The following is an 18,738-nucleotide window of genomic DNA, read 5'->3' on the forward strand; positions in this document are numbered from 1 at the left end:
AAAAAGCCCCGGCATTGACCGGGGCTTTTTTATTGGGTGCGCATTCGTTTCAGATTGATCTGAGTGATATCAGGCAGACTTGGCGGGCAGCGAAAGCACAGGCGCGCCTGTCTTTTCGTCATCGTTCAACAGGCCGCTGGCGCGCAGCAGCGATGAGAAGCGACCGCCGCGCATGCTGAGCTCGTCAAATGTGCCCTTCTCGACAATGCGGCCATTATCCATGAACAGAACCTGATCTGCGTCTCGCACCGTGGAAAGACGGTGAGCGATGATGAAGGTCGTTCTGTTCTTGCGCAGAGCATCCACCGCGTCTTTCACGCGGGCTTCGGTTTCCACGTCAAGGGCGCTGGTGGCCTCGTCAAGCACCAGAATAGGCGCGTTCTTCAACACGGCACGGGCGATGGCGATGCGCTGACGCTCGCCGCCCGACAGGCGGTTACCGCGTTCACCAACCTGCGTCATATAGCCGTTCAGACGGCTGTCGATGAAATCTGTGGCAGCGGCGGCAGCAGCAGCCTGGGCCACTTCATCATCCGTTGCTGCTTCACGGCCAAGACGGATGTTGTCGCGGATGGACCGGTTGAGAAGGCCCGCATCCTGGAACACCGTTGCGATGGAGTGACGCAGCGACTGGCGCGTAACCGTCGATATATCGACGCCATCGACAAAGATCTGGCCGCCATTGGGATCGTAAACCCGTTGCAGCAGATTGATGAGCGTCGTCTTGCCAGCGCCTGTTGGGCCGACGATGGCAACGGTTTCGCCAGCATTTGCTGTGAAGGAGACGTCATGGACGCCCTGCTTCGTGTTTGCAAAGCCAAAGTTGACGTTGCGGAATTCGATCTTGCCGGAGACCTGGCCCAGCTCAATAGCACCACTTGGCTCTTCACGTTCCTGCACGGAATCTTCCAGCTTGAAGAAATCGACAAGCTTAGCGCGGGCTTCGAAGATCTGCGTCGCGAATGCACGCATCTGGTCGAGACGGCCAATCAGAAGGTTGGCAAAGCCGATAAAGGCAATTACGTCGCCCACGCGCAGTTCACCGTTCTTAACCAGCACCGTGCCGATGATGAGGATGATCATCATGGAGAGCGTCGATGCAGTGCGGTTCAACGCACTGGCAAAGGCCCACCAGTCCAGAACCGGATACTGTGCACTGAGCAGACGCTCGGTGAAGGATTTAAGGGCTTTTGTTTCCGCTTCGATGCGGTTGTAGCTGTGCAGGACAGATACGTTGCTGATCGAATCACTCACATGGGCGAAAACGGAGTGATAATGTTCTTCGACAGAGGCCTGACCTTCCTTTGTCCGCTCCATGACCCATTTGCCGATGAACCAGTAGACGGTTCCAAGCCCCATCAGAACGAAGCTGAGACGCAGGTCCATCGAGATGGCTGTGGGGATGAGAAGCAGCAGCGCCACGAATGTCGCCAGATGCGTGCGCATGAATTCAAGCCAGAGACCGAACAGGGTTTCGCTTGCACGCAGAAGCGTGTGCAGCGCGTTGGATGTGCCACGCTGGTGATGCCATGAAAGCGGCATGGAAATAATGCGACCGAAAGCTTCCGTCAGCAAGGATGCGCGCCGACCATGGGCAAGACGATCAGCCTCGCGGGCCACGGCAACATAGGCAATCGTGTTGAACACGCCGAAAGCCGCCCAGAGAATCAAGATGTTGGTGGCATCCGAGCCGGAAGAAATCGCATCGATGATTCGTCCGAACAGGACCGGCTCCGCAATCGTAATTGCGGCCAGAATGACGTTTGCGATAACGACGATGGTGACACGCCATTTGTTATTGGCGAGGTAGCGCAGGGCGCGACTATAAACCTGAAACAGTGTCAATTCCCGTATCCCGTCTTCATATCCGTCGAGCAGCGCTGGTCACGGCGCCAATGGTCTGCTTGAGCTCAAAAAAATTTCGACCCTTGCAAGCCGTTGTTTTATCGCTCTTTCCACATGAATGCGCGCTTAACGGGGGCCGAGCGGGGAGCGGGAATGCGAAAAAAATGCGAAGTTGTGAATACAACCCGATGCGCCATGCAAAATTTCGCGGCATGGTTTAATTATTGATTATCCATTAGGGGACGATTTGATGTAGGCAATGCATCTTGGCAAAGGGGGGGCCCTTGTTCAGGAATTCTATCGACCAAAATTGACAAGTGTTCCATATTTTTCAAGGTATTAGCTTTAATGCACAATGTTTTTCAGTTTTTGACTGTGTGTTACGAGTCAAAGACCCAGGACAGGTTTCTCTCCACATTTCATGAACTGTTGCGTCGTCTCGGATTTAATTACTACCGCATCGTGCAACGGGATGTCGAAGATCTGACATTCACCGGAACGGTTCTCGCCGAGCATCTGCCCGTTGGTTGGAAAGAATTCTATCACGCCAAGAAATATGGTGAAGCCGACCCCGTGAAGCGAACGCTCGGTCTGTTGCATCAGCCATTTCGTTGCCGCGAAGTCATGTCCTTCCTGCCGCAGTCGACACAGCGCAAAAGAGCCGCAAGGCTTTTTCAGGATGCTGCGCGCTTCGGTCTGCGCGAAGGCTATGCCTTTCCCATTCACGGTCGAAGCGGACTGCTGGGTGGGGTTTATATTTTTGGCGATGGTCGGCTGTTGACGACATCGGAACTGTTCATCCTCGATACGGCCATGCGTGTTGCGTTTTGGCGGCTTCTTGAATTTTCAGGTCAGTCCGAAAGCGTTCTGGCCATGCCGGATCTGGCTGGGACCCAGTTCACACGGCGTGAGTTCGATGTGCTGACGCTTCTTGCCCAGGGGCGGACTTCACCGGAAATCGGCAAGAGCCTCTCGATCTCGAGCCACACGGTGGATTGGTATATCAACGGCATCCAGCGAAAACTCGATGCCAGAAATCGTCAGCATGTGGTGGCGCTTGCACTTCGTCTCGGTTTAATCTCCTGAAACGTTGCTGTCTCCCGCCCGGGAACTGACAATATCAAAATCGGCCTTTCCAACGAACACGTTTACTGCTTAATTTCGCGGTGCAGCATAAACATGCTGCTGTTGTGGTTCGGGAGGCCGTCTTGAAAATATCGAAAATCCTTGTCGCCAATCGCTCAGAGATCGCGATCCGTGTGTTCCGTGCTGCCAATGAACTCGGCATTAAAACGGTTGCCATATGGGCAGAGGAGGACAAGCTTTCCCTGCACCGGTTCAAGGCGGATGAGAGTTATCAGGTCGGTCGCGGCCCGCACCTTGCCAAGGATATGGGCCCCATCGAGAGCTATCTTTCGATCGAAGAGGTCATCCGCGTCGCCAAGCTTTCGGGCGCAGACGCGATCCATCCCGGCTATGGCCTGCTTTCCGAAAGCCCGGAATTTGTGGAAGCCTGCAACGAGGCAGGCATCATTTTCATCGGGCCAACCGCAGATACGATGCGCAGGCTTGGCAACAAGGTTGCCGCACGCAATCTGGCGATTTCTGTTGGCGTACCGGTCGTACCGGCCACCGATCCACTGCCTGACGATATGGCAGAGGTTGAGCGCATGGCTGAGGAGATCGGCTATCCCGTCATGCTCAAGGCCTCATGGGGCGGCGGTGGCCGTGGCATGCGTGCCATCCGGAAAAAGGAAGATCTCGCCCGCGAGGTGACAGAAGCCAAGCGTGAAGCAAAGGCTGCTTTCGGCAAGGATGAAGTCTATCTTGAGAAGTTGGTCGAGCGCGCCCGCCACGTGGAAAGCCAGATTTTGGGCGATACTCACGGCAATGTCGTGCATCTGTTCGAACGTGACTGCTCCATCCAGCGCCGCAACCAGAAGGTTGTCGAGCGTGCACCTGCGCCTTACCTCTCGGAGGAGCGCCGTCAGGAGCTTGCGAATTATTCGCTGAAGATCGCAGGCGCGACCAACTATGTCGGCGCGGGCACTGTCGAATATCTGATGGATGCCGATACCGGCAAATTCTACTTCATCGAGGTCAATCCGCGTATTCAGGTCGAACATACGGTAACGGAAGTCGTCACGGGCATCGATATCGTCAAGGCGCAGATCCATATTCTGGAAGGCGAGACGATTGGTACGCTCCAATCCGGCGTTCCGGCGCAGAAGGACATCCGCCTCAATGGTCATGCGCTTCAGTGCCGCATCACCACGGAAGACCCCGAACACAATTTCATCCCGGATTATGGCCGCATCACTGCCTATCGCTCTGCATCGGGCTTCGGCATTCGGCTTGATGGCGGTACGTCCTATTCGGGCGCCATCATCACGCGCTATTATGATCCGCTTCTGGTCAAGGTCACCGCCTGGGCTCCGCAGCCCGAGGAAGCCATTGCGCGCATGGATCGTGCCCTGCGCGAATTTCGTATTCGCGGCGTGGCGACCAACCTCACATTTCTGGAAGCCATCATCAGCCATCCGAGCTTTGTCGGAAACACCTATACAACGCGCTTTATCGATTCGACGCCTGAGTTGTTCGAGCAGGTCAAGCGGCAGGATCGCGCCACCAAGCTTCTGACCTATCTGGCGGACGTCACCGTCAACGGGCATCCTGAAACGAAGGGGCGAGCCAAGCCTCACGCAAATGCCCCAGTTCCCATCGTTCCCTATATCGACCAGCCAACGCCTGATGGCACCAAGCAGCTTCTGGATAGACTGGGGCCGAAAGACTTTGCCGAGTGGATGCGCAATGAAAAGCGCGTGTTGGTGACAGACACCACGATGCGCGATGGCCACCAGTCCCTGCTGGCAACCCGTGTTCGCACCCATGATATCGCCCGCGTTTCCAGCGTCTATGCCAAGGCTCTGCCGCAGCTTCTGTCGCTGGAATGCTGGGGCGGCGCGACCTTCGACGTTTCCATGCGCTTCCTGACGGAAGATCCGTGGGAGCGTCTGGCGCAGGTGCGCGAAGGCGCCCCAAACCTGTTGCTGCAGATGCTTTTGCGCGGCGCCAATGGCGTCGGCTACAAGAATTATCCTGACAATGTCGTCAAATATTTCGTGCGTCAGGCGGCCAAAGGCGGCGTCGATCTGTTCCGCGTGTTCGATTGCCTCAACTGGGTCGAGAATATGCGCGTCTCGATGGACGCAATTGCCGAAGAGAACAAGCTCTGCGAAGCAACGATCTGCTACACGGGCGATCTTCTGAACTCGGCCCGCCCGAAATACGACCTGAAATACTACACCAACCTGGCCGCTGAACTGGAAAAAGCAGGCGCTCATATCATCGCTGTGAAGGATATGGCAGGGCTGTTGAAGCCTGCTGCCGCGCGGGTGCTGTTCAAGGCTCTGCGCGAGGCCACCAGCCTGCCGATCCATTTCCACACCCATGATACCTCAGGCATTTCTGCGGCCACCGTTCTGGCGGCGGTGGAAGCGGGTGTTGACGCGGTCGATGCGGCCATGGACGCGCTTTCTGGCAATACATCGCAGCCATGCCTGGGCTCCATCGTCGAAGCCCTCAAGGGAACAGAGCGCGATACCGGGCTCGATACGGAATGGATCCGCCGCATTTCCTTCTATTGGGAAGCGGTGCGCGGACAATATGCTGCCTTTGAAAGCGACCTCAAGGGCCCCGCATCAGAAGTGTATCTCCACGAAATGCCGGGTGGCCAGTTCACCAATCTCAAAGAACAGGCCCGTTCGCTGGGTCTGGAAAGCCGCTGGCACGAGGTGGCGCAGACCTATGCGGACGTCAACCAGATGTTCGGCGATATCGTGAAGGTCACGCCATCGTCCAAGGTTGTCGGCGATATGGCGCTGATGATGGTGAGCCAGGATTTGACGGTGGCTGATGTTGAAAGCCCGGAAAAGGAAGTGTCCTTCCCGGATTCCGTCGTTTCCATGCTGAAGGGTGATCTTGGCCAGTCGCCGGGCGGTTGGCCTCAGGCGCTTCAGAAGAAGGCGCTCAAGGGCGAGGAGCCCTACACCGCACGTCCCGGCTCTCTTCTTGAAGATGCTGATCTGGATGCGGAGCGCAAGGACATCGAAACCAAGCTTGAGCGTCCGGTGGATGACTTCGAGTTTGCGTCCTACCTGATGTATCCCAAGGTCTTCACGGATTTTGCTCTGGCCTCTGATACGTACGGACCTGTGTCGGTCTTGCCGACCCACGCTTATTTCTACGGCATGGAAGATGGCGAAGAGCTGTTTGCCGATATTGAGCGCGGCAAGACCCTCGTCATCGTCAATCAGGCTTCATCGGGCATTGATGATAAGGGCATGGTCACGGTGTTCTTCGAAATCAACGGCCAGCCGCGCCGCATCAAGGTGCCTGATCGTGCCCATGGGGCCACGGGTTCTGCCGTTCGCCGCAAATCTGAACCGGGCAATGCCGCGCATGTCGGCGCACCGATGCCGGGCGTCATTTCCCGCGTCTTTGTCAATCAGGGGCAGGATGTGAAGGCAGGCGACGTGCTGGTGTCTATCGAAGCCATGAAAATGGAAACCGCGCTTCACGCCGAACGTGACGGCAAGGTAGTCGAGGTCCTGGTCAAGCCCGGCGATCAGATCGATGCCAAGGATTTGCTGATCGCTTACGGTGAATAAGCTCTGACTGACCGCTACAAACAAAAAGCCCACCAAATGGTGGGCTTTTTTTTGGAGATATCAGTCGATTGAGACGCTGCGAGAGATCAGTTTTGTGTCAGCGGCGAGATCAGGACTTCGACGCGGCGGTTCTGGGCGCGTCCGTCTGCCGTTGCGTTGGAAGCAACCGGCTGCGATGGGCCAAAGCCCATTGTTGAAATACGGCGCTGATCGACACCGCCACGATCGCCGAGATAGTTTGCAACGGAGGCCGCGCGACGTTCGGACAATTGCTGGTTATGCGCCAGGCTGCCGGTCGAATCGGTATGGCCGTTAATGTCGATATAGGTCTTGCCGAACTTGTTCAGAACGATCGCCACCGAGTTGAGCGTCGGGAAGAATGGCGGGATAACCTGATCCTGATCTGTCGCGAAGGTGACGTTGGACGGCATGTTGAGAACGATGCTATCGCCGCGACGGGTTACCGAAACGCCGGTTCCCTGAAGCTGCTGGCGCAACTCGGATTCCTGATTGTCCATGTAACCGCCGATGGCACCACCGGCCAGCGCGCCAATGCCCGCGCCGATCAAGGCGTTGCGGCCCTTGTTGCCGCCACCGATGGCCAGACCGCCGACTGCACCGGCCAGAGCGCCGATACCGGCACCACCTGCCATGTTGGAAACCTTCTGCTCACCTGTGTAAGGGTCGGTGGTGGTGCAGGCGGAAAGATAGGTTGCGGCAAGCGCAAGAACGACAAACTTCTTGATCATGAATTCCAGTGCTCCGTGAGTTCACGTAAGGTAAGACAGGTAAATTCCGGCATTTTCGCGGTCGAAACCTACTCGGCTGCGTCCTTTTGGCCAAAACGTTTTTCGATATAGTCGATGACAAGCGCCTCGAAATCCTTGGCGATATCAGGTCCGCGCAGGGTCAAGGCTTTTTCGCCATCGATAAAGACGGGAGCGGCGGGGTTTTCGCCGGTGCCGGGCAGCGAAATGCCGATATCGGCATGCTTGCTTTCGCCCGGACCGTTAACGATGCAGCCCATGACAGCGACGTTCAGCGCCTCGACGCCCGGATATTTATCACGCCAGACCGGCATATTCTTGCGCAGATCGTTCTGGATGTTCTGCGCCAGTTCCTGAAACACGGTGGAGGTGGTGCGCCCACAGCCCGGACAGGCCGCAACGACGGGAACGAACTGGCGAAAGCCCATGACCTGCAGAATTTCCTGCGCGACCTGCACTTCGCGGGTGCGGTCTCCGTTTGGCTCCGGCGTCAAGGACACGCGGATCGTATCGCCAATGCCGTGTTGCAGCACGTATCCCATGGCAGCGGAGGAGGCGACGATGCCCTTGGAGCCCATGCCCGCTTCGGTCAGGCCCAGATGCAGCGCGTGGTTGGAGCGTTCCGACAGCATCGAGTAGACGGCGATCAGATCCTGAACCTGGCTGACTTTAGCCGACAGGATGATGCGATTGCGTGGCAAGCCGATTTCTTCGGCAAGCTCTGCGGAAATCAGGGCCGACTGGACGATGGCTTCGCGCGTGACCTGACGGGCCGATAGCGGAAAGCCTTCATCCTTGTTCTTGTCCATCAGCGTGGTCAGGAGTTCCTGATCCAGCGATCCCCAGTTCACGCCGATGCGCACCGGCTTGTCATAGCGGATCGCCATTTCGACGATATCGCCGAACTGCTTGTCCTTCTTGTCCTTGAAGCCGACATTGCCCGGATTGATCCGGTATTTTGCCAATGCTTCGGCGCAAGCCGGGTGATCTGCCAGAAGCTTGTGGCCAATATAATGGAAGTCACCTACCAGCGGCACATCAAGGCCAAGGCGCAAGAGGCGGTCGCGAATTTTTGGAACGGCGGCGGCACTTTCGTCGCGGTCGACGGTGATGCGCACGATTTCGGAACCCGCACGGTAGAGGGCGGCCACCTGCTGCACGGTGGCGTCGATGTCAGCCGTATCCGTATTGGTCATGGATTGCACGACGACTGGCGCGCCGCCACCCACGATCACGCCACCGACATCGACAGCGACCGAGGACCGGCGCGGCTTGGGATCATAATCGGCGTGTGACGTCATGGTTTTCTCGAGCAATTGTGGTTGGTCTGATCATTCAGGTGTAACACGGCGCGAGCCTTGTCAATATCGAAGCGATCAACTCCTCTTTCACCGCAATCATGGCAAAATTGGAGACCAGCCGTCATGAGGGGCAAAGTGCTGTGTCAGTGGTGGTTGCTTGTACCATCGGCGTGGCGGGCTAAGCGGGAGAGAAGCAGAACCACGACATGCAAAACCGGCAGGCCGAGGAAGACGACCGCCAGTCCCGTATGCTCCGCGATGAAGCCGATGGCTGACGGTGCAACGAGAATGCCGGAATATCCCATGGTTGTGACCACCGACAGTGCAATGCCCGGCGCCATTCCCGGCATGTTGCCCGCTGCCGAGAAAGCAATGGGCACCATGTTGGAAATGCCGATGCCAGCAATGGCAAAGCCTGCAATCGCGACGAAGGCATTGGGTGCGAAACCGGCAATCAGCAGGCCCACGATCGATATGGACGAGCAGAATTGCAGGGTGCGCACAGCGCCGAATCGGTCTCGCACCAGATCACCCGCAAAGCGCATGACGGCCATCGTCAGGGAAAAGGCCGCAAAGCCGAAGCCCGACAACGTGACGGATGCGCTGAGTTCGTTGCGCAGGTAGAGCGCGCCCCAGTCCAGAATCGCACCTTCCGGGATCATCGAAAACAGTGCCATGATGCCGATGATCCAGGGGAGTGGGGTCAGCGGCAGGCCACCCTTTGGACGCTCTTCTTCCGGGTGCGGGCGATCCACCAGTACCCGTGGCCATGCGACGGCAAGCATGATGGCTGCAATGATCGTCAGTGCGACGGCGTGGCCGTAAATGCCGGTCATGTTGATCAGCAGGCCGCCCAGACCCGCGCCGAGGAGACCGCCAAGGCTCCAGAAGGCATGGCAGGACGACATGATGGCGCGGCGCATGCTGCGTTCCACCACAACGGCATTGGCATTCATGGCAACATCCATTGCCCCCGTCAGTCCGCCGAACAGAAAGACGGCGATGACACCAGCCCACAAGGCGTTCGCCATTGTGATCAAAAGCAGCGTCGGCACCATGACGAGCGCCACGGCAAGCGTAACGGTTCGCGAACCGAGACGGCCGATCTGGGAGCCTGCGATGGGCATGAAGGACAGGGAGCCAAGGCCGTAGACAAGGATGACGAGGCCGAGTTCGCTTTCGCTGAGCGCAAAGCGCGTGGCGAACTCCGGTATCATCGGTGCCCATGAGCCCATCATGAAGCCATTCATGAGAAACAACAGGGAAACGCCAAGGCGTGTCCTCGTCATATATGGCGTGCGGGTTGTGGGGGATGGATGCGTGGTAGAGCCGGTCATCGGGACTGGTCCTTTGGTGTTTGGATAAATGAAGATACTGGGGAAGACGCGCTGGCCTGGACAGTTTCGACGCCGGTTTTCCTGAGCGTTTCGACCGTTGCCGCGTCAGCATCCGCCTCAAGCACAAGCGTCAGCTTGGATGTCAGCGGGTGCACATGGAATGCCGTGGGGGCTTCGATCTTTTCAGAGGTGATGGCGCAGAGAATTCTCGTGCTGGTTTGACAGGCAAGTCGTTTGAAGACCGCATCCTCGTAAATCTGGGCGGACAATCCTTGGATGAGCGATAGTCCGCAGACGCCGACGATACACAGATCTGGTCTGATGTCTTCCAGCTGCTTGATAGCCGTTGTGTCAATGGCAGCGCCGACAGCCGGATCAACCCTGCCGCCAATGAGAATGAGCTCGACCCCGTTGCGGCCGGTGAGTTCGGCCGCGATGTCAGGTGTGTTGGTGATGATGGTCAATCGCGCATCCGCACTCAGATGCTGCGCAATCGCCAGATTGGTTGAGCCAGCATCGAGAAAGACGGTCATGCCATCCTGCAACAGCGCGGCGGCGGCCTGTCCCATGGCAGCCTTGCGTTCCGTCATCATGGTCATGCGCGTTTTCAGCGGTATCGTGGTGCCTGATATCAGCAGCGCACCGCCATAAACCCGCTCACATTCGCCCCGCGCAGACATTTCGCGCAAATCACGGCGGACAGTGTCCTCGGATACCGCAAATTTCTGCGCCAGTTCCTGCGCAGAAACCCGGCCATGGCGCAGCAATTCCGCGTGAATAAGAGCCTGACGCTCGCCAACAAAGTGATCGGATCTAGACATAGGAAAGCCAACCGGAAGAATCGTGCATAAACACGCATAACCCGGCATTTGCGATTTCTCAAGCGAAATGATGGAGCGCATCTTCCCACCGCGCTGAGCCGATCAGTGGGCGTGTTCAAGATGGCCGGAAAACCGGCCAGGAGTGTATGGGATGTTATGGAGCAGGTGGGCTAAGCGACCACGCGCGTCTCAGCTCTTTCGTTCGGCCACGAACTTTGCGGTTTCGATCAGGGTCTCTCCCGCTTCGCCATAGGGTGCGAGCAGTTCGGCAGCTTCTTCCACCAGTTCCCGCAGCCTCGTTGTGGCCCAGTCGGCGCCGTGCAGGGCCACCAGTGTTCCCTTGCCGCGTGCTGCGTCCTTGCCTGTTGCCTTGCCCATGGTCACGGCATTGGAGGTCAGGTCCAGCAGGTCGTCTGCCAGCTGAAAAGCGAGGCCGATTTTTTCGCCGTAGTGGCGCAGCCTTTCGCGCTCGGCTGTGTCACTGCCCGCGATAATGGCGCCAGCTTCGCAGGCAAAGCGGATCAGCGCGCCGGTTTTCATCGTCTGCAATGTCACGATGCCCGCTTCATCCGGCGGATGCGTCTCGGCATAGAGATCGAGCGCCTGTCCGCCTGCCATGCCGCCAATGCCGGCGGCTCTTGCCAGGGCCAGAACCAGCTGGGCCTTTCGGTCATCCCGCAGTTCCGTCTCGGGCGCGGCGATAATGTCGAAGGCCAGCGTCAGCAGACTATCGCCAGCCAGGATCGCGGTTGCTTCATCGAACTTCTTGTGAACGGTCGGCTGACCCCGTCGCAGGTCATCATCATCCATGGCGGGAAGATCATCATGCACCAGCGAGTAACAATGCAGGCATTCCAGCGCTGCACCCACGCGCAATGCGGCGTGCATGTTTCCGCCGAGAAGCCGGGCTGTCTCGATGACGAGAAAAGGTCGCAGCCGCTTTCCGCCGTTCAACACGCCGTGCCGCATCGCGTCCAGAAGGTTTGCCGGTCGCGTCGTCTCGTCGGTGCGGCTGTCGCCTGACAGCAGTTCGCCCAGCAGGGTTTCGGTTCGTGCCGCATTGTCGCGCAGGCGTGTCTCGAATGTCATTTTGGCCGTTTCCTCAACATATCGGCTGTTTGGCATGGGGGAAAAAGGCTGGCAATCATTTTTGTGGGGCACCGGGGAACTTCGTTATCGTGACTCGCCTTGATGGTGTATGCGGAATATGAAAGGCTCCAAGCGGCAGCCAAATGGGGGACGCCAAGTGGGGGCAGTTTTTTGAGTAGCACGCCGGATATCGAGACGGACGATGAAACGCTTGATGAAAGCGGGAGTAAACCGAAGGTGGATATTCGAAACCTGGTGAGACGCGTCCTTCTTGTTATCCTCGCCTTGCTTGTTTTGCCCTATCTTCTCATTCCGCTTTATGCGCTGCCGTTTGTGCGTCCCGTTTCCACACTCATGCTGGCTGAACTTGTCACGTTTCAGGGCTATGATCGCCGCTGGGTGCCGCTCGAGAAGATCTCGCCACGCCTCGTGCAATCCGTGATGATGTCGGAAGATGGGCAGTTCTGTTCCCATGGCGGCGTGGACTGGAATCAGATGCAGACGGTGGTGAGCAGCGCGCTTGAGGGCGAATCCACACGCGGCGCCAGCACCATACCCATGCAGACCGCAAAGAACCTGTTTTTATGGAACGGTCGTTCCTTTTTGCGCAAGGGGCTGGAATTGCCGCTGGCCGTGGTGTCGGACTTCATCTGGTCAAAAAGGCGGATGATGGAGATTTATCTCAATGTCGCGGAGTGGGGGCCGGGCATTTACGGCATCGAGGCGGCTTCCCAGCACCACTTCAAGGTCTCCGCGTCGAAACTGAGCGCGAGACAGGCAGCGCTTCTTGCGGTCTCGCTGCCCAATCCGATTGATCGCGTTGCCAGCAAACCCGGCCGGGGCATGCAAAGGCTGGCCGGGCTGATCGAAAGGCGCGCCCGCGGTTCGGGCGCTTATGTCGGCTGCGTGCTGGACTGAACTAAACCGCTCAGCCTTTCTTGAAAATATAGTCGGTTTCCTGCACCAGCGTCTCGCCGGGGCGCAGAATGCCGTTTGGAAAACCGTCATGGTTGACGGCATCCGGCCATATCTGGGTTTCCAGGCAAAAACCGGCAAAGGGTCCGTAGTGACGACCATCCAGCCCCGGCACAGCCGCATTCAGCTTGAAGCCTGAATAGAGTTGCACACCGGGTTCCGTCGTTGCCACGTCCAGCGTGATATTGGAGGCGGGCGCGTAAACCCGTGCGACATGTCGCTTGGCGACACGTTCCGGCGACAGGCAGAAATTGTGGTCGTAAAGAACCTGCTCGCCATCCTTCATATGCTTCATGGGCAAGGATGAGCGAAGGTCGAATTCGGTGCCATCAACGGCGCGGATTTCGCCCGTCGGTATCTGGCGCTCATCCGTCGGCAAATAGTGGTCGGCGGCGATCGCTATTTCATGCCCCAATGCGGTTTCAGCGCCATCCAGATTGAAATAGGTGTGCTGGCAGACATTGGCGATGGTCGGATGGTCGGTTGTTGTTTCGTAGACAACCGATAGCACGCCGCCATCGCGGATGGTGTAGGTGGCGCGCACGGTGCAATTGCCGGAATAGCCCGCGCGGCCATCGGGATCGACAATCTGCAGCACGACATGGTTCTGCCCATGCTCCATGATCATCCAGTTGCGCTTGCCGATATTGTCGCTGCCGCCGTGGAGGTGCGTGACGCCCTTTTCATTGAGTTCCAGCTGATAGGCCGTTCCATCGATCTTGAATTTGCCATCGCCGATGCGGTTGGCATTGCGGCCCGGCGTTGCACCAAAATAGGAAGAGTATTTCGGGTAGTCGTCGAAATTGTCGAAACCCAGCACCAGTGCGGGCTGGTGCCCATCAAGACGCAGGTCCTGAATGACTGCGCCCCAGGTCATGACCTTCGCCGTCAGGCCGCCTGCGGAAATCGTGACACGCTCGACCTTCTCACCCTTGGCGGTGAAACCAAAATCTTCCCGTGCGCCAGCTTCGCTCATCGTGTCACTCTCCCGATCCATCAACAGGGCCGGACGTTGCTTTATTTTCAACGCCCGCGCAATTGCAGAATTATGGTTTGTCACTACCGATATCTGCCAGATCATATGGCGTCGTCTGATAGATCTCGTTGATCCAGTTGCCGAAAAACAGATGGGCATGGCTGCGCCAGCGGTTCAGCGGCGTCAGATCAGGATCATTATGCGGGAAGTAATTATGCGGCACCTTGATGGGCACCCCCGCATTCACATCACGGAAATATTCTTCCGACAGTGATGTGGAATCATATTCGACATGGTTGAACATATAGAGACGCTTGCCCTTGCGCTCATGCACAAGGCAGACGCCCATTTCCTCTGACTCCATCAGGATTTCCAGATCGGGGTGCTTTTCGATGTCTGCACGGCGAACCTCCGTCCAGCGGGAGACGGGCACCTGAAAATCATCGGAGAAGCCGCTGAGATAGATGGATGAAGGGCACAGGTTGCGGTGGCGGAACACCCCGAATGCCTTTTCCTTCAGCTCATGCTTGGGAATGCCGTGGAAGTGGTAGATGGCCGCCATCGCGCCCCAGCACACATTGAGCGTGGAGTGAACATTGGTCTGCGTCCAATCCAGGATTTGACGCATCTCGTTCCAATAGGTCACGTCCTCGTAGTTCAGCGTTTCCACTGGCGCGCCGGTGATGATGAAGCCATCGAACTTGCGGTGACGGACCTCCTCCCATGTTTCGTAAAAGGAGAGGAGATGTTCTTCCGGCGTGTTCTTGGCGCGGTGTCCGCCAATGCGCACGAGCGACAGCTGCACCTGAAGCGGGGATGCACCCACCAACCGCGCCATCTGAATTTCGGTCTTGATCTTGTTCGGCATGAGATTGAGGAGGCCGATCTGAAGCGGGCGGATATCCTGACGGATCGCCGCCGTTTCCGTCATCACCCTCACGCCCTCTTGCACGAGGGTTTCGAAGGCGGGAAGCGTATCGGGTATCTTGATCGGCATCTCGAACTCTCACTTTCCTGGCAGCGCAGGCCTAGAAAACAAAAAAACCGGCAACGAAATCGCAGCCGGTCCTCGGAAATTGCCTATTTCCTCGACCATTTAGCAACTTCTTTAAAGTGGCCGCAAGCCGGTCGGCAAATCACCACTGGCAGGTGTCATAATCCTGTCTGGCTTAAAAATCAATATCGCAGCCCTGTCCGCGTTTGTGCCTTTCCTTATAGGCCCGTTCCGGGCTATGGCAGGGCATGAGTTCGGCACCCTTCACCATTCTGCTTGGCGGAAACATCACCGTCACGGATCGCTTGCAAAAGGCGGTGGCCGGTACGCGTGCGATTGCGGCAGATAGCGGTATGCGCCACGCCGCCCCGCTGGGGCTGACGCCGGAGCTATGGGTCGGCGATTTCGATTCGTCCGATGCCGATCTGATGTCCCAATGGCAAAATGTCCCGCAACAGCCGTTTCCGGCTGCAAAGGGCGTGACGGATGGCGAGATTGCTGTTTCTGAGGCCCTGTCTCGTGGCGCAAACCGGCTGGTTCTGGTCGGTGCTCTGGCTGGCGAAAGATCCGATCATGCGCTGTTTCACCTGCTTTACGCCGTGTCACTGGCAGAGCGCGGTTTTGACGTCATCCTGACATCGGGGACGGAGGAAGCCTATCCTCTGCTTAGCGGTGACCTCTCCATCGATCTGCCTGCCCGTTCCCTGTTCTCCATTGCAGGTTTTACCGCGCTGGAGGGGCTGGATATCGACAATGCACGCTATCCTCTTGAAGACTTTGCGCTTGCCTTCGGCTCGTCGCGCACTATTTCCAATGTGGCGGAGGGCGCTTTGCGGCTTCGCCTTGAAAGCGGCAAAGCCATTGTGCTTGCCCGTCCCTATGACTTGACCGGAGCCTGAAACGTGGCACCCCCTATTTTAAAACTCGATGATATCAAGCTGACCTTTGGCGTTAATCCGCTGCTGGATGGTGCAAACCTGCAAGTTGAGCCCGGAGATCGCATCTGCCTCGTCGGCCGCAACGGCTCTGGCAAATCCACGCTTATGAAAATTGCAGCCGGTCTGGTCGAGGCGCAGTCCGGGGAGGTGTTCCGGCACCCGTCCGCCACCATCCGCTATCTGGAACAGGCACCGGATTTTGAAGGTTTTGAGACGGTGCAGGCCTATGCCGAAGCCGGGTTGGGGCCGGGCGATGACGCCTACCGCGTGACCTATCTTCTGGAACATTTGGGGCTGACGGGGCTTGAGCGTCCATCCAGCCTGTCCGGCGGCGAAGCGCGACGCGCCGCACTGGTGCGCGTCATGGCGCCGGAGCCCGACATTTTGATGCTCGATGAGCCGACCAACCATCTCGACCTGCCAACCATCGAATGGTTGGAAGGCGAGTTGCAGCAGACGCGCAGCGCGCTCGTTCTGATTTCCCATGACCGTCGCTTTCTCGAAAAGGTCTCCACAGCCACCGTCTGGCTGGATCGCGGCCAGTCGCGCCGTCTCAGCCGGGGCTTCGCCCATTTCGAGGAATGGCGTGACAAGGTGCTGGAAGAAGAAGAGCTGGAACAGCACAAGCTCGGCAAAGCCATCGAGCGCGAAGAACACTGGATGCGCTACGGCGTGACCGCCCGGCGCAAGCGCAATATGCGCCGCGTGGGAGAGTTGCGCGATATGCGCGCCGCCTATCGCGGTCACAACGGCCCGCAGGGTACCGTGCAGGCAACTGCCGCTGAAGGGCGCGAGTCCGGCAAGCTGGTGGTCGAGGCTGACGCGATTACAAAATCCTATGGCGATCGCACCATCGTTGCACCATTTTCCCTGCGCGTCCATCGTGGCGATTGCATTGGCTTCGTGGGACCGAACGGTGCGGGCAAGACGACGCTTTTGAAGATGTTGACGGGTCAGCTGGAGCCGGATAGCGGCACCGTCAAGCTTGGCACCAAGCTGGAAATTGCCACGCTCGACCAGAAGCGCGAGGACCTCAACCTCGAGGACACGCTCGCTCACTACCTGACCGATGGGCGGGGCGAGAACCTGCTGGTCAATGGTGAGGTGAAGCACGTCACCGGCTATATGAAGGATTTTCTGTTCCAGCCTGAACAGGCCCGCACGCCCATCCGCAGGCTTTCGGGTGGCGAGCGCGCGCGTCTGATGCTAGCGCGCATTCTGGCAAAGCCGACTAACCTTCTGATCCTCGACGAGCCGACCAACGATCTCGATATTGAAACGCTGGATCTGCTGCAGGAAATCGTTGCCGGCTTTTCCGGAACGGTCATCCTTGTCAGCCATGACCGCGACTTTCTCGATCGCACCGTTACATCGACGATTGCGCCTGCCAATCCCGAAGCGCCAGATGGCCGGTGGATTGAATATGCCGGTGGCTACTCGGATATGATGGCGCAGCGCAAGGGCGCGTCTGACGAGAAGAAGAAGGCGGAGAAGCAGGAAAAGAGCAAAGCATCCGCCTCATCATCCGGTGACACCGGCAAGGCGAAATTGAAGCTCTCCTTCAAGCAGAAGTTCGCGCTGGAAAATCTGCCCAAGGAAATGGAAAAGGCGCAGGCCGAAATTGCCAAGCGCGAAGAGCGCATGGCCGATCCGCAGCTATTTGCCAAGAACCCCACAGCCTTCAACACGCTGGCCGACGAAATGTCGAAGCTTCGTGAAAAGCTTGAGGCCATGGAAGAAGAGTGGTTGGAGCTTGAAATGCTGCGCGAGGAAATGGAAGGGTAATCGACGCGATCCGCACCCGCAGACGCGGGTGTCGCACCTGCATCTTGCCAATACCACAGCAACCAATTACATCTTTGCCCAGATCTAACGGGGTGCTTTGTCTGATCAGACAGGGCTGAGAGGCATTTGCCAACCCGAAGAACCTGATCCGGTTAACACCGGCGGAGGGATTAGACGGCTTCCATCCAGACGCCACTTTCCCGTTCGTCCATTCGAGGAGGTTGTCTGATGCGTCGTCTGTTCATTCATAGTCTTGTTGCCGCGTCTTTTGCATTGCCCGGTTTCGCCCATGCGCAAGACAAGAAGGTGCTGACGGTCTACACCTATGAGAGCTTTGTTTCCGAGTGGGGCCCCGGTCCCAAGGTCAAGGCGTCCTTCGAAGAGACGTGCAATTGCACAATCAACTTCGTCGGCGTGGCCGATGGTGTGGCTTTGCTCAACCGGCTGAAGCTTGAAGGCGCAGGCTCCAGTGCAGATGTGGTGTTGGGTCTGGATACCAATCTCGTGGCGGAAGCCCGCCAGACGGGATTGTTCGAGGCTTCAGGTGTCGATACGTCTGAGGCCAAGGTGCCGGGTGGGTTTAAGGACGACGTCTTCGTGCCCTATGATTACGGTCATTTCGCTGTCGTCTACGATACGCAGACACTGAAGAACCCGCCGAAAAGCCTTGAGGAATTGGTAGAGGGCGATCCCTCGCAGAAGATCGCAATCCAGGATCCGCGGACATCCACTCCCGGTCTCGGGCTGCTTCTCTGGGTCAAGTCTGTTTATGGAGACAAGGCGCCGGAGGCTTGGGCGAAGCTCAAAAACCGCGTACTGACGGTGACGCCGGGCTGGTCTGAATCCTATGGCCTGTTTACCAAGGGAGAGGTGCCGATGGTGCTTTCCTACACCACGTCTCCCGCCTATCACATGGTTTCGGAAAAGACGGATCGCTATCAGGCTGCCAGTTTCGAAGAGGGTCACTATATCCAGATCGAAGTTGCGGGCATGTTGAAGAATGCGCCGGAAAAGGCGCTGGCCAAGCAGTTTTTCGCTTTCATGCTGAAGCCGGGCTTTCAGGACGCCATTCCGGAAAACAACTGGATGATGCCGGTTGCGGCCACATCCGCCCCCTTGCCGGAGGCATTTTTTAAGCTCGTTCAGCCTGCCAAAACGTTTTTGATGTCCCCCGAAGAGGTTGCTAAAAACCGCAAGGCCTGGATCGATGAATGGCTGGCTGCGATGAGCGTCAAGTAAG

14 protein-coding genes and 2 riboswitches are annotated in these 18,738 nt (G+C 57.7%); of the genes, 6 read left to right on the plus strand and 8 right to left on the minus strand.

Annotation, left to right across the window (positions count from 1 at the left end):
• Positions 1 to 69 precede the first annotated feature (69 nt).
• Positions 70 to 1,845 (minus strand): glucan ABC transporter ATP-binding protein/ permease, encoded by a 1,776-nt coding sequence (locus tag IFT53_RS13375; RefSeq protein WP_042615561.1) that lies wholly within the window; start codon positions 1,843 to 1,845, stop codon positions 70 to 72.
• A gap of 348 nt (positions 1,846 to 2,193) precedes the next feature.
• Here IFT53_RS13375 and IFT53_RS13380 point away from each other — a divergent pair, with 348 nt between their 5' ends.
• Both IFT53_RS13380 and pyc read left to right on the plus strand, forming a co-directional pair.
• Positions 2,194 to 2,931 carry a helix-turn-helix transcriptional regulator gene (locus tag IFT53_RS13380; protein ID WP_042615560.1) on the plus strand — a complete coding sequence of 246 codons (738 nt, stop codon included), beginning with the start codon at positions 2,194 to 2,196 and terminating at the stop codon, positions 2,929 to 2,931.
• A 122-nt stretch (positions 2,932 to 3,053) separates the two neighbouring features.
• Positions 3,054 to 6,515 carry a pyruvate carboxylase gene (gene pyc / locus IFT53_RS13385; protein ID WP_192065290.1) on the plus strand — a complete coding sequence of 1,154 codons (3,462 nt, stop codon included), beginning with the start codon at positions 3,054 to 3,056 and terminating at the stop codon, positions 6,513 to 6,515.
• A gap of 86 nt (positions 6,516 to 6,601) precedes the next feature.
• On the opposite strand, the gene IFT53_RS13390 is transcribed toward pyc, so the two are convergent.
• The 5 genes from IFT53_RS13390 to IFT53_RS13410 all read right to left on the minus strand — a co-directional run bounded on the left by IFT53_RS13390 (position 6,602) and on the right by IFT53_RS13410 (position 11,830).
• On the minus strand, positions 6,602 to 7,264 hold the full coding sequence (locus IFT53_RS13390; protein WP_192065291.1) for an OmpA family protein: 663 nt from the start codon (positions 7,262 to 7,264) through the stop codon (positions 6,602 to 6,604).
• A gap of 68 nt (positions 7,265 to 7,332) precedes the next feature.
• Positions 7,333 to 8,583 (minus strand): flavodoxin-dependent (E)-4-hydroxy-3-methylbut-2-enyl-diphosphate synthase, encoded by a 1,251-nt coding sequence (gene ispG / locus IFT53_RS13395; RefSeq protein ID WP_042615691.1) that lies wholly within the window; start codon positions 8,581 to 8,583, stop codon positions 7,333 to 7,335.
• A gap of 143 nt (positions 8,584 to 8,726) precedes the next feature.
• Positions 8,727 to 9,920 carry an MFS transporter gene (locus IFT53_RS13400; protein ID WP_192065293.1) on the minus strand — a complete coding sequence of 398 codons (1,194 nt, stop codon included), beginning with the start codon at positions 9,918 to 9,920 and terminating at the stop codon, positions 8,727 to 8,729.
• Complete coding sequence (locus tag IFT53_RS13405) at positions 9,917 to 10,741, minus strand: DeoR/GlpR family DNA-binding transcription regulator (RefSeq protein ID WP_192065295.1); 825 nt, start codon at positions 10,739 to 10,741, stop codon at positions 9,917 to 9,919. Before IFT53_RS13405 ends, IFT53_RS13400 begins: the two co-directional genes overlap by 4 nt.
• A 189-nt stretch (positions 10,742 to 10,930) precedes the next feature.
• Positions 10,931 to 11,830 carry a polyprenyl synthetase family protein gene (locus IFT53_RS13410; RefSeq protein WP_446737673.1) on the minus strand — a complete coding sequence of 300 codons (900 nt, stop codon included), beginning with the start codon at positions 11,828 to 11,830 and terminating at the stop codon, positions 10,931 to 10,933.
• Between the two features lie 171 nt (positions 11,831 to 12,001).
• On the opposite strand from IFT53_RS13410, the gene mtgA reads away from it, so the two are divergent.
• Complete coding sequence (gene mtgA, locus IFT53_RS13415) at positions 12,002 to 12,748, plus strand: monofunctional biosynthetic peptidoglycan transglycosylase (protein WP_244656321.1); 747 nt, start codon at positions 12,002 to 12,004, stop codon at positions 12,746 to 12,748.
• Between the two features lie 10 nt (positions 12,749 to 12,758).
• Here mtgA and IFT53_RS13420 read toward each other — a convergent pair whose 3' ends face one another.
• Together IFT53_RS13420 and metA are read right to left on the minus strand one after the other, a co-directional pair.
• Positions 12,759 to 13,781, minus strand: coding sequence for an aldose epimerase family protein (locus IFT53_RS13420; RefSeq protein WP_192065299.1), 1,023 nt, complete (start codon positions 13,779 to 13,781; stop codon positions 12,759 to 12,761).
• A 70-nt stretch (positions 13,782 to 13,851) separates the two neighbouring features.
• On the minus strand, positions 13,852 to 14,778 hold the full coding sequence (gene metA, locus IFT53_RS13425) for a homoserine O-acetyltransferase MetA (protein WP_192065301.1): 927 nt from the start codon (positions 14,776 to 14,778) through the stop codon (positions 13,852 to 13,854).
• A gap of 79 nt (positions 14,779 to 14,857) precedes the next feature.
• A riboswitch (SAM riboswitch) is annotated at positions 14,858 to 14,934 on the minus strand.
• An 89-nt stretch (positions 14,935 to 15,023) separates the two neighbouring features.
• On the opposite strand from metA, the gene IFT53_RS13430 reads away from it, so the two are divergent.
• The 3 genes from IFT53_RS13430 to thiB all read left to right on the plus strand — a co-directional run bounded on the left by IFT53_RS13430 (position 15,024) and on the right by thiB (position 18,737).
• Entirely contained in the window at positions 15,024 to 15,674 is a 651-nt protein-coding gene (locus tag IFT53_RS13430) for a thiamine diphosphokinase (RefSeq protein WP_192065302.1), read from the plus strand.
• Between the two features lie 3 nt (positions 15,675 to 15,677).
• Positions 15,678 to 17,498, plus strand: coding sequence for an ATP-binding cassette domain-containing protein (locus IFT53_RS13435; RefSeq protein ID WP_192065304.1), 1,821 nt, complete (start codon positions 15,678 to 15,680; stop codon positions 17,496 to 17,498).
• Positions 17,499 to 17,576: 78 nt separating this feature from the next.
• Positions 17,577 to 17,685: riboswitch (TPP riboswitch) on the plus strand.
• 38 nt (positions 17,686 to 17,723) lie between these two features.
• Entirely contained in the window at positions 17,724 to 18,737 is a 1,014-nt protein-coding gene (gene thiB, locus IFT53_RS13440; RefSeq protein WP_244656325.1) for a thiamine ABC transporter substrate binding subunit, read from the plus strand.
• The last annotated feature ends 1 nt before the right edge of the window (position 18,738 follow it).

It is taken from the genome of Rhizobium sp. CFBP 13644 (genome assembly GCF_014842165.1).
In the GTDB taxonomy this organism is placed as follows: domain Bacteria; phylum Pseudomonadota; class Alphaproteobacteria; order Rhizobiales; family Rhizobiaceae; genus Agrobacterium; species Agrobacterium tumefaciens_C.

What these genes read in the sequence shown, in the direction of transcription:
- ispG (WP_042615691.1), bottom strand. Translation starts at nt 8,583, where the DNA reads ATGACGTCACACGCCGATTATGATCCCAAGCCGCGCCGGTCCTCGGTC.
- IFT53_RS13400 (WP_192065293.1), bottom strand. Translation starts at nt 9,920, where the DNA reads ATGACCGGCTCTACCACGCATCCATCCCCCACAACCCGCACGCCATAT.
- IFT53_RS13420 (WP_192065299.1), bottom strand. Translation starts at nt 13,781, where the DNA reads ATGAGCGAAGCTGGCGCACGGGAAGATTTTGGTTTCACCGCCAAGGGT.
- IFT53_RS13430 (WP_192065302.1), top strand. Translation starts at nt 15,024, where the DNA reads ATGAGTTCGGCACCCTTCACCATTCTGCTTGGCGGAAACATCACCGTC.
- IFT53_RS13405 (WP_192065295.1), bottom strand. Translation starts at nt 10,741, where the DNA reads ATGTCTAGATCCGATCACTTTGTTGGCGAGCGTCAGGCTCTTATTCAC.
- IFT53_RS13380 (WP_042615560.1), top strand. Translation starts at nt 2,194, where the DNA reads ATGCACAATGTTTTTCAGTTTTTGACTGTGTGTTACGAGTCAAAGACC.
- IFT53_RS13390 (WP_192065291.1), bottom strand. Translation starts at nt 7,264, where the DNA reads ATGATCAAGAAGTTTGTCGTTCTTGCGCTTGCCGCAACCTATCTTTCC.
- metA (WP_192065301.1), bottom strand. Translation starts at nt 14,778, where the DNA reads ATGCCGATCAAGATACCCGATACGCTTCCCGCCTTCGAAACCCTCGTG.
- IFT53_RS13410 (WP_446737673.1), bottom strand. Translation starts at nt 11,830, where the DNA reads ATGACATTCGAGACACGCCTGCGCGACAATGCGGCACGAACCGAAACC.